This window comes from Microbacterium xanthum, from assembly GCF_034531355.1.
In the GTDB taxonomy this organism is placed as follows: domain Bacteria; phylum Actinomycetota; class Actinomycetes; order Actinomycetales; family Microbacteriaceae; genus Microbacterium; species Microbacterium xanthum.
Genome location: NZ_JAWHUE010000002.1, coordinates 541,302 through 555,385, shown reverse-complemented (window position 1 = coordinate 555,385; position 14,084 = coordinate 541,302). Strand labels below are relative to the sequence as shown.

Genomic DNA, 14,084 nt, shown 5'->3' with positions numbered 1-14,084 from the left:
GGCGTCGGTCATCCGCCACCTCCGAGTTCGCGTGCGATCGTCGCGAGCGCCCGCGCGTACGGCAGCTCATCCCCGCGGCGGGCGCCGCCGGCCACCACGACGCCGGCCACCCCTGCGACCTCCAGCAGCGCGGAGCCGTACTCGATGGCGAGCCGGATGCCCTCGTCGCGCATGTCGCGCGCGGAGCGCAGTCGCTCGGCGTACCCGCGCGGCAGCAGCGCGGCGTGGAAGGAGGCGAGCAGTGCCGCGCCGTCGTCGTCGATGATCACCGGCACGCCGGGGAGGACCGGGGCCGTGGCGCCGGCCCGCCGACAGGCCTCGACGAAGTCCGCCACGTCGTCGACGTCGCCGCCGTACTGGGTCAGGCACAGCCGCCCGCCGGCGCGCTGCTTCTCGGCCACGCGCGCACCGCGCGCGGCGACCGGCGGCGCCGCGGGGGACTCGGCGAAGGACGCGAGCAACCCGGCGGCCGTCGCGCGGGGCAGAAGCGTGGTGGACTCGAGGTCGAACACCGCCGCCGCTTCCGGCCGGTCCCCGGTGTCGGTGTGGTCGCCGGTGACGCAGTGCACCCCGGCGACGCCGGCATGGTGGAGCGCGGCCAGTTCGCCCTCCAGAGCCACCCGGTTGCGGTCTCGGGCGTTGACCCCGATCCAGGCACGCACCCCGGCAGCGGTCATGAGGTGGCCTCGGTACGACGGCGGGAACTGGGTGCGTGAGGTCGCCGCATCCCCCGAGAGCGCCGCATCGGCGTGCGGCGCGAGGATGTCCGCGACGCGGCGGACGTCGTCCGCTGCCATCGGCCGGGTCGGGAACCCCGTCATGATGAGCGGGCGCCGGGCGAGGATGTCGGCGACCTCGCGCGCCGCGGCGGTCGCGGCGGGGACGCCGGCGCCGGCGGGCGGAACCGCGGACCAGCGCACCGGCAGGTCGCGCCCCAGGAAGACGCAGGGGTCAGGGTGCACCTCGCACGACCCGTCGGGGTTCACACCCCCGCAGGGGCCGTACGTCATGGACTTCGGGCACGCCGTGAGGGTCACGGCGCCGCCGGCGCGCGTGGTCATGGCCGCCGTCCCCCCGTGCATAGACTGCGGCGATGGAGATGACCACGCACGACGCACCGCTGGGCACCTGGACCGACCGCCTCGCGACCCCCGTCCCCGACCCGGGCGGCGGTGCCGCCGCAGCCGTCGTGACGGCCATCGGGGCCGCCGTCGCCGCGATGGCCGACGGGTACGTCGATGACGACCGGCCGGATGCCGCCCGACTGCGCGAGGCGCGCACCGAGGCCTGGGCGGTCGCCGATCGTGACGCGCAGGCCTCCGCCGACCTGGCGGAGGTGTTCGCCGTCGCCCCGGCGCAGCGCGACCCGGAACGGTGCCGGCGCATCCTGGAGCAGGCCGCCGCGTCGGCCACGGCCGTCACCGATCTCGTGGTCGGAATCGCTCCGGCCCTCCCCCGGATCGCCGAGCGGTGTCCGGATCCGCTCCGACCCGACATCGCCGTGGCGGCGCGTCTGCTGGCGGCCGGCGCGCGCGCCGGAGCCGTGAACGTCCGCGTCAACGCACGCGGCTGCCAGGACGCCGGGAGCGGAACGGAGGTCGTGGCGGCCCTGCGGGAGCGGGAGCGTCTGGCGCTCGCCGCGGCCGACGCCCTGGACGAGCTGGCCGCGGCGGTGACCGAGTCGCTCTGATCGCGTACGACCTCGACGACGAAGACCCCGCGGGTCGTCCGCTCCTCCGGCGACGGCAGTGCGTCGCACGGCGATGGCGGAAGGACGGCCCACGGGGTACTCCGGTGTCGATCGGGTCGGTCAGTCCATCGAGATGGACGTGTCGATGAACTCGTTCGTGTAGAGGTCGTCGATGGAGATCTCCTCCGCGTCGGCGGCGCTGATGCTGCCCGACTCGATGAGGAACGGCACGAACTCCTTGAGGATCGATTCCATGCGCTCGGGGTCGAACTGACCGAACACGCCCGAGGCCTCATCGTTCTGCACGATGCCGAGGGCGACCTGCTGCTCGACGGAGAAGTCGGCGACGCCCTCCGAGTAGGTCCAGCCGGTCTGGTAGGTGTCCACGAGCTCGACGATCAGCGCGTTCGTGTCGGCCGGGTCGGCGAGGTAGTCGATCTGGGACTGCTGCATGATCGGAACGAGCTTGGCCAGGCAGTCGCCGTACTCCTCGATCGCGTCGGCGCGCACCGCCAGCGGCTCCGGGTAGATCGTGTAGCCGACCTCGCTGAGCAGCTGGAACCCGACGGGCTTGCCCCACTCGGAGATCTCGTTCTCGTAGATGTAGGGCTCGGCCGTGGCGAACCCCTGCTGCAGGATGCTGGGGTCGGAGACGAACCGCTGCGCCGTGCCCTCGTAGCTGAGGTCGATCTGCGAGCTGTCGATGATCCCCTGCGCCAGCAGCATGTTGGGGATCACATCGCCCGAGGTCACCACGGGCGCACCGTCGGCGGTCGCTTCGGCGATCGTGGTCGCGCCGTCGTGGCTCTCGGGGTCCCACATGAGGATCTGGGGGCTCCAGGTCATCTGCGAGGTCACGGCCACGGTGGGCTGGTCGGCCGCCGCGACGATGGCCGCATCGGTGTTGACCGCGCCGATGAGGATGTCCTCGTCGAGGTACATCAGCGCCGGCACCGGCTGGAAGTTGACGTTCGGGCCGCCGGGCCGCACCTCCACGTCGACTCCGGTGTCCACTCCCTGGGCGACGAGGGAGCCGGTGACGCTCTTGATGTCGTTGTCGATCGTGTAGTCGTCGCCGACGAGGGCGTACATGGCGCCGTGCTCGGCCTCGGGCTGCCAGTCCTGCTGCATGACCACCGTGGCGGGGCACACATCCGACAGATCGAGCGCGCTGCCGGCTTCGGCGGTGGGTGCGGCCGGGGTCGTGTCCGCGGCGGGCTCGGCCTCGTCGCTGGCACAGGCGGCGAGCCCGAGGGCAGCCACGGAGAGGGCGATTCCGGCGGCGACGGAGCGGCGCATGCGGGGGTTGCGGGGTGTCATCTCGAAGTCCTCCTGGACGTGTGTGGGGTGGTGCAGGGCAGGGTGGAGCGAGGTGGTGCTGCGGGAGGTGGAGCGGGGTGGGACGACGGAAGAGGGGATGCGGTCAGCGGTTCTTCCAGCCGAACAGCCGCCCGACGACGGCACGGTCGAGCGCGGCGAAGACCGAGAAGACCGCGACGCCGAACAGGGCGGTGAAGATGATGGCCAGGAACAGCGGCTCCATGTTCAGGCGCAGCGTGTAGGTGCGCAGGAGCCCGCCGATGCCCTGCGAACCCTGCTGGAAGAAGAAGTCGCCCACGATCGCGCCGATCACCGACAGGCCCGCCGCATTGCGCAGACCGGTGAAGATCGAGGGGATCGCCGCCGGCAGCTGCAGCTTCATCAGTCGCTGCCATCGCGAGGCCTTGTTGAGGGTGAACAGGTCGTGCGCCGACGGGTCGGCCGACTGCAGGCCGAACAGGGTGTTGGAGATCATCGGGAACACCGCGATGATCACGCACACCACCACGCGGGCGGGGATGCCGTATCCCATCCAGATGCCGATCAGCGGCGTGAGGGCGAGGATCGGGATGGTCTGCAGGATCACCGCGTAGGGATACAGGACCTTCTCGGCCAGGTGTGACTGCGACATGAAGATCGCCCACGACATGCCGATGATGACGGCGATCGCGAGGCCGATGAGGGCCACCATCGTGGTCTGTCCGAGCGCCGCCAGCATCGGGCCGATGATCTGCGGGTTGCCGAGGGTCTCCAGGACGACCTCGTGCGGCGGGGGCAACAGGAATCGACGACTCTCGGTCAGCAGCAGATACGACACGGCGTACCAGATGACGAGGATGCCGATGATCGCCAGGATGATCGGCCCGGCGCTCGAGCCCGCGCGGCGCAGCGCCGACGGTCGTGCGGCGCGGGTCTGGGGCGGCGGGGCGGCGAGCTCGGCCGTGGCCGTGGCCGCCGGGGCGGTGAGGGTCTGCTCGCTCATGCGTGGGCCTCCAGCGTCTGGGAGAGGTGGCCGGCGATGCGGCCGAACTCGGGCGAATAGCGCAGCTCCGGCGGGCGCGGGTAGTCCCACGGGATCTCGATGTCTTCGACGATGCGACCCGGTCGGCCGCTCATCACCAGCACGCGGCTGGAGAGGTAGACGGCCTCGGAGATCGAGTGGGTGATGAACATGGCGGCGAAGTTCTTGAGCTGGAAGATGCGCTGGAGCTCGGTCTGCATCTTCAGTCGGGTGATCTCGTCCAGCGCGCCGAAGGGTTCGTCGAACAGCGCCAGCTGGGGTTCGGCGACGAGCGCGCGCGCGATCGACACGCGCATCCGCATGCCCCCCGAGAGCTCGCGGGGGTGCTGCTTCTCGAAGCCGTCGAGACCCACCAGGGCGAGGGCCTCCTGTGCGCGGCGCGCGCGCTCGGCCGCCGGCACACCGGCGAGCTCGCCGACCAGCTCGACGTTCTTCTGCGCACTGCGCCACTCCAGCAGGGTGGCGTCCTGGAACACGAAGCTCGTCACCGCCGCGTCGACCTCGAGCGTGCCGTGGCTGACGGTGTCGAGGCCGGCCGCCAGGCGCAGCAGCGTGGACTTGCCGCAGCCGGACGGCCCGACCACCGAGACGAACTCGCCTCGGGAGATGTCCATCGATACGCCGGTGAGGGCGCGGGTTCCGGTGGCGAAGTCCTTCGTGACATCGCTCAGGGCGAGGGTCGGTGCCGTGGTGACAGGCGCCGCGGTCGCGGTGGTCATACCGAGATCTCCTTCGAGACGTGGGTGTCGATGTCGACGGTGGCGGTGGACAGGTGTCTGGTCGCGACGACTCGGCCATCGCGCACGACGACCCGGTCGGGGGCGCGCTCGGCGAGGGCTTCGGCGATCGACCCGGCCCGAACCAGGAGCATGTCTGCGACGTCGCCGTGCGCCCCCTCCGCCGTGGGCAACCCCAGCAGGCTCCGTCCGGCTGCGGCCACCTGCCACGCCTCGTCGGGCGAGAGGTGCCCGGCGATCACGAGCGCGGCCGCCACATCGACCATGTCGCCGTTGCCGAGGGGATTGAAGGGATCCTGGACGTTGTCGCCCCCGGCCGCCAGCGCCACGCCGGCGCGTCGGATGGCGTGCAGGGGCGGGATCGCGCGCGGCGTCGCCACGGGATGCTCCCAGCCCTGCAGGTAGAGGTTCGTCAGCGGATTGGTGATGATGCTCAGGCCCGCCGCCGCGGCGGCGGCGAGGACGTCGTCGAGGACGTCCTCGGGCTGAACGGCAAGGCTCACGCAGTGACCGGCGGAGCGGGTCCGCCCGGCCGGCCAGGCCGCGGTCAGGCGGGAGAGGTGGACGATATCGAGTGAGGCGGGGTTCAGCGTTTCGTCGGTGTGCAGATCGACGCCGATCCCGGCCTCCTCCGCCAGCGCGATCGTCCGATCCATCTCGGCCGCGGGATCGGGAGACAGGTGGGGTGCGCCGCCGAGCAGATCCGCCCCCACCGCGATGGCCTCGCGGACGAGGTCGGAATCGTGGAGGTGACCGTGCATCGCGACGACCTGGAGGTCGACCAGTCCGGCGAACTCCTCGCGCAGCGCCACGACGGCTCGAAGTCCGCGCAGCGGGTCCTCCCCCTCGTGGAAGTTCACGTGTGTGCGCACCGCCGTCACGCCCGCACGCAACGCCGCTGTCAGCGCGCGACGCGCGTGCGCGGCGATGTCGGCCTGGGTGAGCCGCGCCCCGAAGGTCTGCCAGCAGGCGACGGCGTCCTCGAGGGAACCGGCCGGGCGTCCGGCCATCTCCCACGTGTACGCCTTGTCGATGTGCGCGTGCATATCGGCCAGCGGCGGGAGCAGCATCCATCCCGACGCGTCGATGCCCGCCGGTCCGGCGATGTCGTCGAGCGCCGTCGAGATCATCCCGTCGACCACGGCCACATCGCCGGTCGTCCCATCGGCGGTGGTGACGTTGCGGAGAACGTTCAGCGCGGCACCGGGGGCGAGCGTGTCGGGCGTCGGGAGGGTCATGGCGCTCGCTTCCTCGAGGGGTGACGGTTTGGGGAACTCTGTTGGCTTGACCAACAATGGCCATTGAACGCCGACCCTGTTTCGACGACCGACCGACCGTGTTGCGGGCCTGTTACGGCTCGCGGGATGCACCGGATCGGCGCGGATCGTCGATTACGGTCGACCCTCAGAACCACCCCGAGGAGCACCCGTGAGCTATTTCAGCGACGTCGAGAGAGACCTGGTCATCACCGCGCGAACCGAGGTCGCCGAGGGCGTCCTCGCCCTGGATCTGGCATCCCACAACGGCCGCGACCTGCCCGCCTGGACGCCCGGATCGCACGTCGACGTCATACTTCCCGGACCGACCCGGGGTGAGGTGCTCGAACGCCAGTACTCGCTGTGCTCCGACGCCGCCGATCGCGGCACCTGGCGGATCGCCGTGCTGCGCGAGGAGGACGGACGGGGCGGTTCCGTGCGGGTCCACGACACCGCCGAGGTCGGAGGACGTCTGCGGGTGCGAGGGCCCCGCAACCACTTCCCGTTCCACCCGGAGCCCGGACTGTCGTACCGCTTCGTCGCGGGCGGTATCGGCATCACCCCCATCCGCGCGATGGTCGCCGCCGCCGTCGCCGCCGGCGCCGACTGGCACCTCGACTACGCCGGCCGCTCCCGGCGCACCATGGCGTTCGTCGACGAGCTGCTCGCAGATCATCCTGAGCACGTCACCGTCCACGCCGCCGATCGCGGCGACCGGTTCGATGTCGGCGCCCTCGCGGCCTCCGCCGACGAGCGCACCCGCATCTACGCGTGCGGCCCGGCGCGACTGCTGGACGCGCTCGACGCTGCCCTCCCCGGCGAGGACGGCACGCGGCTGCACGTGGAGCGGTTCGAGGCGAAGGAGTTCGGCGACCCGGTGTGGCCCGAGCCCTTCGACGTCGAGTTGGCGCTGTCGGGAGACGTCGTGACCGTCACCCCCGGGCAATCGGTGCTCGACGCGATCGCCGAGCAGTCGCCCGAGACGGTCGTCCTCTCCAGCTGTCGACGCGGCACGTGCGGCACATGCGAAGCGCCGGTTCTGGAAGGGGAGGTCGAACACCGGGACTCCGTGCTCACGCCGCTCGAACAGCAGGACAACACCGTCATGATGGTGTGCGTCTCGCGAGCGGCCTGCCCTCGCATCGTCCTCGACCTCTGACCCGCACCGGCGACGGCGCCCGCCCCGCTGCCCCGCGTCGGGTCAGGGACGGATGCGGGTCATGAGGTCGTGCACGAGCGTCGCCTCGTCGGCGGTCACCAGCCGCCCGTCCCGGACCACCGCCGCTCCCCCGACGAACACGTCGCGAGGGCGTCGACCGGGGCATGCCCACAGCAGTCCCGCGATCGGATCGGCGACTCCGGCGTCGGCGACGCCCGAGACATCCCATACGCACACGTCGGCGCGGGCGCCGGTGCGGAGGTGTCCGAGATCGGCGCGTCCGAGGCCCCGCGCGCCCGCCTCGGTGGCCATGTCCAGCGCGGTGCGCGCGGGCAGCTGCGCGCCGACCAGCCCGGAGACCTGCATCGCCAGCCGCGCATCCGCCAGCAGGTGACCGGCGTCGTTGGAGCCGCCGCCGGAGGTCCCGAGGCCCACGACCACCCCTGCGGCCTGGAGGGCCGCGACCGGCGCGATCCCCCAGCCCATCGGCACATCGCAGCCGGGCGCATGGGTCGCGGTCACCCCGGCATCGGCCAGTCGATCGATCTCGGCGTCGGTGACATCGCACAGGTGGGCGATCGTCACGCCCGCTTCGAGCCACCCCCACTCCTCGAGAAGATCGAGCGGCCGACGGCCGTAGCGGGCGAGGGCGATCTCGGTGTCGACCTGCTCGTTCGCCTGCGTCCGGCGGCGCAGACCGTGACGCGCGGCCACCTCGCCCAGACGCCGGAACGTCGCCTCTCCATCGGAGTGCACCCCGGCGGGGCCGACGGCGACCTGCAGCATGCCGTCGTCGGCGACGCCCCGCTCGTGGCGCCCCCGCAGCAACGACTCAACGATCGCCTCGGCGCCGTCCGCGGCGACGCCCGCGTCGTCGCGCGCCGTGCCGCGGACGAAGACCAGGCGAGCGCCCAGCTCGCGCGAGGCCGCGGCGATCGCGGCGGCGATATCGGCCACCTCCCGCGCCGGTTCGGCACCCGGTGACGGCCAGTTGAGCTGATGGTCGGCGATCGTCGTCACCCCGGACAGCAGGGACTCGGCGATGCCCACCGCCGCGGTTCGCGCGACCAGCGACGGGTCGATTCCGGCGTCGGCATATGCCCCGGCCATGGCGGGGAGCCAGTCGCGCATCGCCACGCCGCGCGTGCCCGGCAGCGTCCGGAAACCCGACTGCAGAAGATGATGGTGGGCGTTGACGAGTCCCGCCGTCACCACGCATCCCGAGACGTCGATCTCCTCGACGCGGTGGGCGTCGCGGGTGTTCGGCGAGGGCGGTTCGATCACGCGACCGCCCTCGATCCACACATCGTCGGCGTGCTCGCACCGGCCATCGACGAGCACTCGCACCGCGCCCCGCAGTCTCAGCATCCCCCGTTGATATCACGCCCGCCGTTCCGGCATGTTTCGTCGATGCACATGAGTATTCGATGAGTATCGACCTCGCCGGGGCGGCATCCCATTCCGCACGTGGGAGCGGTTCCCTAGGCTGTGGCCACCCGTCGTACGACGCCGTGCTGTCCGGTACGGGGTCGACCCACCCGCGGGCATCACCTGCCAGTCTCCCGGAGTACCCCGTGCACCGAGCGCACCCGAACGCGCCCTCGACCGACGCCCCGAGCCCCGGCCCGTACCGCCGCCCCGTCGTGGTGCTGGCCGTCGTGGTCTTCGCGCTCCTGGTGGCCCTCGTCGCCGTCGTGACCGTCATGTTCGCCCGCGGCGCGGCGACCGCGACCGCGCCGAGCGAGGCGGATCCGCCGGGGTGCCTGCCCGCGGAGATCCGCGTGACCACGGACCCGGCGCTGGCCGACGTCGTGGACGCTGTCGCCGCGGACCTCGCCGCCGCCGGCGCCGCCTGCCCACCGGTCACGATCACCGTCGAGCCCAGCCGAGCGACCGCCGCGTCGCTGGCCGCGGGGGACGCCCCGACCTTCGACCTGTGGATCCCCGACTCGGCGATGTGGCCCGCGTGGGCGGCCGCGCAGGCCGAGCGCACCGAGACCCCCTCTGCAGGGCTCCTCGTCGGACCGACCGTGGCCACCTCGCCGGTGGTGTTCGCAACGACCGCCGAGACCGCCGCGACCCTCGGTGACGCACCCGGCTTCGCGACCGTCGCCGGCGGCGAGGTCGCCACCGTCATGGCCGACCCGGGAGCCGACGCGTCGAGCGCCGCGGCGCTGCTCGGCCTCCAGGTGGTCCTCGGCGGTGACGCGCGGGCCTTCACGGCGCTCGCACTCGCGTTGGACACGGCCGCGACTTCTTCGGCCTCGGAGGCGCTCGCCGCCGCTGGGGCCGCGACCTCGCCCACCCTCGCGGTGACGACCGAGCACGCGCTGCGCGCGGCGGACTCGTCGTTGACCGCCGTGCTGCCCGCGGACGTGACACCGGTCGTCCGCGCCACCGTGGTCACGCCCGAGGACGCAAACGACCAGGCGATGACCGCCGTCGAGCAGTTCGCCGGCGCCATGGTCTCCTCGCCGGAACTCCTCGCCGCTCACGGATGGCGGGGACCAGACGGCGAAGCCTTCGACAGCGCGACGACCGATGTCGACACCGCCGCCGACCCGGCGGGCGGCGCGAACGAGGCCGAGGCACTGCGCACCTGGCAGATGCTCACGGCGCCCTCGCGGATGCTGTCTCTCAACGATGTATCCGGCTCGATGCGCGAGCCGGTCACGGCGGACATGCGCCGCATCGACCTCTTCGAGCAGGCCGCCGTCCGTGCCATCAACTCCCTCTCCGACGATTCGTCCCTGGCGACCTGGGTCTTCTCCAGCAGACGCATCGGCGGTCAGGACTGGCAGGAGATCGACCCGTTCGGCCCGCTCGGCGACGCTGCCCACAAGGAACGGGTCATCGAGACCGCCAACGGCCTGGACCGCCTCGTCGGCGGCGGCACCGGGCTGTACGACAGCGTGCTGGCGGCCGTGACGTACATGCGGGAGACCTACGAACCCGACCGGGTGAACCTCGTGCTGCTCAACACCGACGGTCTCAACGAAGACGATCAGGGTCTGGATCTGCCCGAGCTGCTCGTCGAGCTCGAGAAACTGCGCGATCCGTCCCGACCCGTCGCCGTCATCGCCATCGGGTACGGTCCCGACACCGACCAGGCCGCCCTCGAGCAGATCGCCGCCGCGACCGACGGCGCCGCCTATCAGGCCCTCGAACCCACCGACATCGGGACGGTGCTGGTCGACGCGGTCACCCAGCGCGGCTGTCGGCCGAACTGCGGGTGACCCGCACCGATCGACTCAGAACGGGTTCGGGGTCAGGGTGTACTTCGTCTCCAGGTATTCGTGGATGCCCTCCGCTCCCCCCTCGCGACCGAGCCCGGACATCTTCCATCCCCCGAAGGGTGCTGCCGCGTTGGAGACGACTCCCACGTTCAGGCCCATCATCCCGGTCTCGAGGCGTTCGATCATGCGCTGCCCGCGCGCGAGGTTCTCGGTGAAGACGTAGGAGACCAGGCCGTACTCGGTGTCATTGGCCAGGTGCACGGCCTCGTCCTCGTCGTCGAACGGGACGATCGCCAGCACCGGGCCGAAGATCTCCTCGCGGAGGATGTCGCTGCCCGCCGGCACGTCGGTCACGACCGTGGGTTCGAAGAAGGTGCCGGCCCCCTCGAGAGGCGACCCGCCCGTGGCCAGACGCGCGCCCCGTTCCACCGCGTCCGCGACGAGCGTGCGCGCCTTCTCGACCGCCCGGTCGTCGATGAGCGGCCCGATGGTCACGCCCTCCTCGGTACCGCGTCCGATGCGCATCGTCTCGACGCGTTCGGTGACCCGGCGCGCGAACTCGTCCGCCACCGACCGGTGGACGATGAACCGGTTCGCGGCCGTGCAGGCCTGGCCGATGTTGCGGAACTTCGCCAGCATGGCCCCGTCCACGGCCTTGTCGAGGTCGGCGTCGTCGAAGACCACGAACGGGGCGTTGCCGCCGAGCTCCATGGAGGTCCGCAGCACGCCGTGGGCGGCCTGCTCGAGCAGCTTCCGCCCGACGGGGGTCGACCCGGTGAACGAGAGCTTCCGCAGACGGGGATCGCGGATGATCGGCTCGGAGACCGCCGCGCTGGCGGAGGTCGTGATGACGTTGACGACGCCGTCCGGGACTCCGGCGTCCTGCAGCAGCTTCGCGAACAGCAGGGTCGTCAACGGCGTCAGCTCCGCGGGCTTGACCACGACGGTGCACCCGGCCGCGAGTGCGGGGGCGATCTTGCGCGTGGCCATCGCCAGCGGGAAGTTCCAGGGGGTGATGAGGTAGCACGGGCCGACGGGATGCTGGGAGACGATCATCCGGCCGGTCCCCTCCGGATTGGCGCCGTACCGCCCCGAAGCACGCACGGCCTCCTCGCTGAACCACCGCAGGAATTCGCCGCCGTACGCGACTTCACCGCGTGCCTCCGCGAGGGGCTTGCCCATCTCGAGGGTCATCAGCAGCGCGAAGTCCTCCTTGCGCTCCTGCAGGAGGTCGAAGGCCCGGCGCAGCAGCTCCGCCCGTTCGCGAGCGGGCGTGCGCGACCAGGCAGCGAAGGCCTCCGCCGCGGCGTCCATCGCCGCGGCGCCGTCGGCGACCGACGCATCGGCGATCGTGAGCAGCCGGTCCCCCGTCGCCGGGTCGAACACCGGGAGGGTCGCTCCGCCCTCTGCCGCCCGCCACGCACCGCCGATCAGCAGCCCGTCCGGGACATGTGCCAGCAGTGCGCTCTCTCGGTCCAGCGTCATCGTCGAGTCCTCCTCCGTCGCGGTGGCCGTCCCGCCCATTGTGCCCGCCCGCGGGGGTCTCGGCGCTGTCCACGGTGTACAACCGCATACGCCGACCGGACGGCGCGGCGACCGTCGGATGCGGCGCGGCGATGGCGCCGACCGCCTCGACGTGGTTGCATGAGGGCGCAGGCGACGGCGCCCGGACCCGCCGCGCGGGGAGGCACCCATGACCGTCATCACCACCGTCGGATCGGCCGAGCGGCACATCGCGGCCGAACGCGCGACGCTCATCGCGCGCGTGTCGGTCTCGCACCACGATCGCGGCACCGCGATGGCGGAGGGGACCGCGCTCCACAACCGCCTCGCGGCGCGGGCGGGCGAACTGCACGCCTCCGGCGACGCGACATGGCACCACGCGTCGACGTTGTCGACGGGCATCCGCCAGTGGATCGACAACGACGGATCCCCTCACCGCGAGCACGTCGCATCCAGTTCGGTGCAGGTGAAGCTGTCGAATCTCGATCGCGTCGCCGGCACCGTCGAGGAGTTGAGCGCCATGGGCGCCTCCGTCCACACGTCGTGGGCGCTGACCGAGGTGACCCGGATGCGGGTGACACGCGAGATCCGGGCCGCCGCCGTCAGCGATGCGCGCGTCGAAGCCGACGACTTCGCGGCCGCGCTCGGCACGACCGTGGCCCGTGTCGCGACCCTCCGCTCCGGCGAGGCAGGACCTGCCCCGATGGGGCTTCGCAGTGCCGCGATGAGTGCCGGCGAGAGCGCCGAGGTCTCGGTCCCCGATATCACCGTGCGCGTCGAGGTGACCGCCGAGTTCGAAACCTCCTGACGTCATGGTCGATGCGCACGCCACCGCGCACTCCCGGCGGATCGCCGCGGAAGACGGCGTCATCGCCGCGCTCGGCATCCGCGTGGACCGCGCCGAACCGGGCTACGCCGCGGTGCGCATGACGGTGCGACGCGACATGGTCAACGGCGCCGGCGTGACGCACGGGGGCATGGTGTTCGCCCTCGCCGACACCGCGATCGCCCTGGCGAGCAACGACACCGCGGAGGCCGCACTGGTGGCGGGGGCCGATGTCGTCTTCCTCGCCTCCTCCGCGGAGGGGGACGAGCTCGTCGCGATCGCCGAGGTGCGCGCGGTCAGCGGTCGCACCGGGGTGTACGACGCGCGCGTCGAGAAGTGCGGCCGGGTGATCGCCGAGATCCGCGGCCGAGTGCGTCGACCCCGCGAGTCGCCGTGAGTGCCCGCACCCGTCCGACCTGGACGACATATCGCGCCTCGATCGGGGATCGTTCTGCGATGTTCGACGCGGTGCACCAGATGTGGGGCGTCGACCGTACGCTGTATGCGGGATCGTACGTCGACGCGTCGCCGTCGACCGCCATCCGGTCCGTGGACTACGTCGACCTCGATCGGCGGGCCGAACGGTACTTCGCCGACGCGGATGCGGTCCGCGCCGAGCTCCACGCACACGACCCGCACCGCGAGGACGCCGTGTTCCGCTTCCACCGCGCGGACTACCGCGAACCGCTGGACATTCCGGATGCGTCGGTCGACCTGCTGATCTCGCTCTACGCCGGCCCCGCCTCGGACCACTGCCGCCGATACCTGCGCCCCGGCGGACTGCTCCTGGCCAACACGAGCCACGGGGACGCCTCGCTCGCCGCCCTCGACCCCGCGTTCGACCTCGTCGGGGTCATCACCCACCGCGACGGCCGGTATGGGCTGCGCACCACGGACCTCGCGAAGGACCTGGTGCCCGCATCCCGCGTCGGCGTCGATGCCGATGTGATCCGCGCGTCCGGGCGCGGGGTGCGTTACACCCGGACGGCCTTCGCGTACGTGTTCCGCATCGCCGTTCCGGCCGGTCAGTAGGTCTCGGAGACCAGGCGCACGTTGTACTCGGCCACCCGCTGCGGAACCCCTGCGAACATCTCGGCGCGCGCGTCCGATGCGAGGTAGGCCTCCTCGCGCGCGAGGAAGGCCTCGGCGTCACCCTCCGCGCTCACCGCCCAGACGAACTCGTTCGTCTCGCGGATGCCGTACGCGAACTCGATGGTGAACCCGGCCGCGGCACGCACGCGGGGCATCCGCTCCGTGAACCAATCGACGAATGCGTCGTACTCCCCGTCGACGAGCGTGTATCGGCGAAGCTGAACTGTCCTCATGACTCCATCCT

14 protein-coding genes are annotated in these 14,084 nt (G+C 71.9%); 6 read left to right on the top strand and 8 right to left on the bottom strand.

Going from position 1 to position 14,084, the window contains the following annotated elements:
- Nucleotides 1-8: 8 nt before the first annotated feature.
- Nucleotides 9-1,061 carry a methylenetetrahydrofolate reductase C-terminal domain-containing protein gene (locus RZO50_RS08160; RefSeq protein WP_322599217.1) on the bottom strand — a complete coding sequence of 351 codons (1,053 nt, stop codon included), beginning with the start codon at nt 1,059-1,061 and terminating at the stop codon, nt 9-11.
- Nucleotides 1,062-1,093: 32 nt separating this feature from the next.
- Here RZO50_RS08160 and RZO50_RS08155 point away from each other — a divergent pair, with 32 nt between their 5' ends.
- Nucleotides 1,094-1,690, top strand: a complete 597-nt coding sequence (locus RZO50_RS08155; RefSeq protein WP_322599216.1) for a cyclodeaminase/cyclohydrolase family protein — start codon at nt 1,094-1,096, stop codon at nt 1,688-1,690.
- A gap of 120 nt (nt 1,691-1,810) precedes the next feature.
- Here the strand turns inward: RZO50_RS08155 and RZO50_RS08150 are convergent, their stop codons facing one another.
- The 4 genes from RZO50_RS08150 to RZO50_RS08135 all read right to left on the bottom strand — a co-directional run bounded on the left by RZO50_RS08150 (nt 1,811) and on the right by RZO50_RS08135 (nt 6,006).
- Nucleotides 1,811-3,010, bottom strand: coding sequence for a substrate-binding domain-containing protein (locus RZO50_RS08150; RefSeq protein ID WP_322599215.1), 1,200 nt, complete (start codon nt 3,008-3,010; stop codon nt 1,811-1,813).
- A 103-nt stretch (nt 3,011-3,113) separates the two neighbouring features.
- A complete protein-coding gene (locus RZO50_RS08145) occupies nt 3,114-3,992 on the bottom strand; it encodes an ABC transporter permease (protein WP_322599214.1) in 879 nt (292 codons plus the stop codon).
- On the bottom strand, nt 3,989-4,750 hold the full coding sequence (locus tag RZO50_RS08140) for an ABC transporter ATP-binding protein (protein ID WP_322599213.1): 762 nt from the start codon (nt 4,748-4,750) through the stop codon (nt 3,989-3,991). Before RZO50_RS08140 ends, RZO50_RS08145 begins: the two co-directional genes overlap by 4 nt.
- Nucleotides 4,747-6,006, bottom strand: coding sequence for an amidohydrolase family protein (locus tag RZO50_RS08135; protein ID WP_322599212.1), 1,260 nt, complete (start codon nt 6,004-6,006; stop codon nt 4,747-4,749). The genes RZO50_RS08140 and RZO50_RS08135 overlap by 4 nt, the downstream gene beginning before the upstream one ends.
- A gap of 190 nt (nt 6,007-6,196) precedes the next feature.
- On the opposite strand from RZO50_RS08135, the gene RZO50_RS08130 reads away from it, so the two are divergent.
- Nucleotides 6,197-7,183, top strand: a complete 987-nt coding sequence (locus tag RZO50_RS08130; protein ID WP_322599211.1) for a PDR/VanB family oxidoreductase — start codon at nt 6,197-6,199, stop codon at nt 7,181-7,183.
- Nucleotides 7,184-7,225: 42 nt separating this feature from the next.
- On the opposite strand, the gene RZO50_RS08125 is transcribed toward RZO50_RS08130, so the two are convergent.
- On the bottom strand, nt 7,226-8,551 hold the full coding sequence (locus tag RZO50_RS08125; RefSeq protein ID WP_322599210.1) for an amidohydrolase family protein: 1,326 nt from the start codon (nt 8,549-8,551) through the stop codon (nt 7,226-7,228).
- 206 nt (nt 8,552-8,757) lie between these two features.
- On the opposite strand from RZO50_RS08125, the gene RZO50_RS08120 reads away from it, so the two are divergent.
- Nucleotides 8,758-10,419, top strand: coding sequence for a vWA domain-containing protein (locus RZO50_RS08120; protein WP_322599209.1), 1,662 nt, complete (start codon nt 8,758-8,760; stop codon nt 10,417-10,419).
- 15 nt (nt 10,420-10,434) lie between these two features.
- Here RZO50_RS08120 and RZO50_RS08115 read toward each other — a convergent pair whose 3' ends face one another.
- Nucleotides 10,435-11,904 (bottom strand): NAD-dependent succinate-semialdehyde dehydrogenase, encoded by a 1,470-nt coding sequence (locus RZO50_RS08115; RefSeq protein WP_322599208.1) that lies wholly within the window; start codon nt 11,902-11,904, stop codon nt 10,435-10,437.
- A 208-nt stretch (nt 11,905-12,112) separates the two neighbouring features.
- Here RZO50_RS08115 and RZO50_RS08110 point away from each other — a divergent pair, with 208 nt between their 5' ends.
- From RZO50_RS08110 to RZO50_RS08100, 3 genes are read left to right on the top strand one after another with little or no spacing between them, the layout of a single operon-like run.
- The gene (locus RZO50_RS08110; RefSeq protein WP_322599207.1) at nt 12,113-12,730 is read left to right on the top strand and encodes an SIMPL domain-containing protein; all 618 of its coding nucleotides are present in this window, start codon (nt 12,113-12,115) and stop codon (nt 12,728-12,730) included.
- A 4-nt stretch (nt 12,731-12,734) separates the two neighbouring features.
- Nucleotides 12,735-13,145 carry a hotdog fold thioesterase gene (locus RZO50_RS08105; protein WP_322599206.1) on the top strand — a complete coding sequence of 137 codons (411 nt, stop codon included), beginning with the start codon at nt 12,735-12,737 and terminating at the stop codon, nt 13,143-13,145.
- Between the two features lie 59 nt (nt 13,146-13,204).
- Nucleotides 13,205-13,780 (top strand): polyamine aminopropyltransferase, encoded by a 576-nt coding sequence (locus RZO50_RS08100; protein WP_322599205.1) that lies wholly within the window; start codon nt 13,205-13,207, stop codon nt 13,778-13,780.
- On the opposite strand, the gene RZO50_RS08095 is transcribed toward RZO50_RS08100, so the two are convergent.
- Nucleotides 13,774-14,073, bottom strand: coding sequence for a hypothetical protein (locus RZO50_RS08095; RefSeq protein WP_322599204.1), 300 nt, complete (start codon nt 14,071-14,073; stop codon nt 13,774-13,776). The genes RZO50_RS08100 and RZO50_RS08095 overlap by 7 nt on opposite strands.
- Nucleotides 14,074-14,084 lie beyond the last annotated feature (11 nt).

Coding starts and splice junctions, on each gene's coding strand:
- RZO50_RS08140 (WP_322599213.1), bottom strand. CDS start 4,750: ATGACCACCGCGACCGCGGCGCCTGTCACCACGGCACCGACCCTCGCC.
- RZO50_RS08125 (WP_322599210.1), bottom strand. CDS start 8,551: ATGCTGAGACTGCGGGGCGCGGTGCGAGTGCTCGTCGATGGCCGGTGC.
- RZO50_RS08100 (WP_322599205.1), top strand. CDS start 13,205: ATGTTCGACGCGGTGCACCAGATGTGGGGCGTCGACCGTACGCTGTAT.
- RZO50_RS08150 (WP_322599215.1), bottom strand. CDS start 3,010: ATGACACCCCGCAACCCCCGCATGCGCCGCTCCGTCGCCGCCGGAATC.
- RZO50_RS08095 (WP_322599204.1), bottom strand. CDS start 14,073: ATGAGGACAGTTCAGCTTCGCCGATACACGCTCGTCGACGGGGAGTAC.
- RZO50_RS08105 (WP_322599206.1), top strand. CDS start 12,735: ATGGTCGATGCGCACGCCACCGCGCACTCCCGGCGGATCGCCGCGGAA.
- RZO50_RS08160 (WP_322599217.1), bottom strand. CDS start 1,061: ATGACCACGCGCGCCGGCGGCGCCGTGACCCTCACGGCGTGCCCGAAG.
- RZO50_RS08145 (WP_322599214.1), bottom strand. CDS start 3,992: ATGAGCGAGCAGACCCTCACCGCCCCGGCGGCCACGGCCACGGCCGAG.
- RZO50_RS08115 (WP_322599208.1), bottom strand. CDS start 11,904: ATGACGCTGGACCGAGAGAGCGCACTGCTGGCACATGTCCCGGACGGG.
- RZO50_RS08155 (WP_322599216.1), top strand. CDS start 1,094: ATGGAGATGACCACGCACGACGCACCGCTGGGCACCTGGACCGACCGC.
- RZO50_RS08110 (WP_322599207.1), top strand. CDS start 12,113: ATGACCGTCATCACCACCGTCGGATCGGCCGAGCGGCACATCGCGGCC.
- RZO50_RS08135 (WP_322599212.1), bottom strand. CDS start 6,006: ATGACCCTCCCGACGCCCGACACGCTCGCCCCCGGTGCCGCGCTGAAC.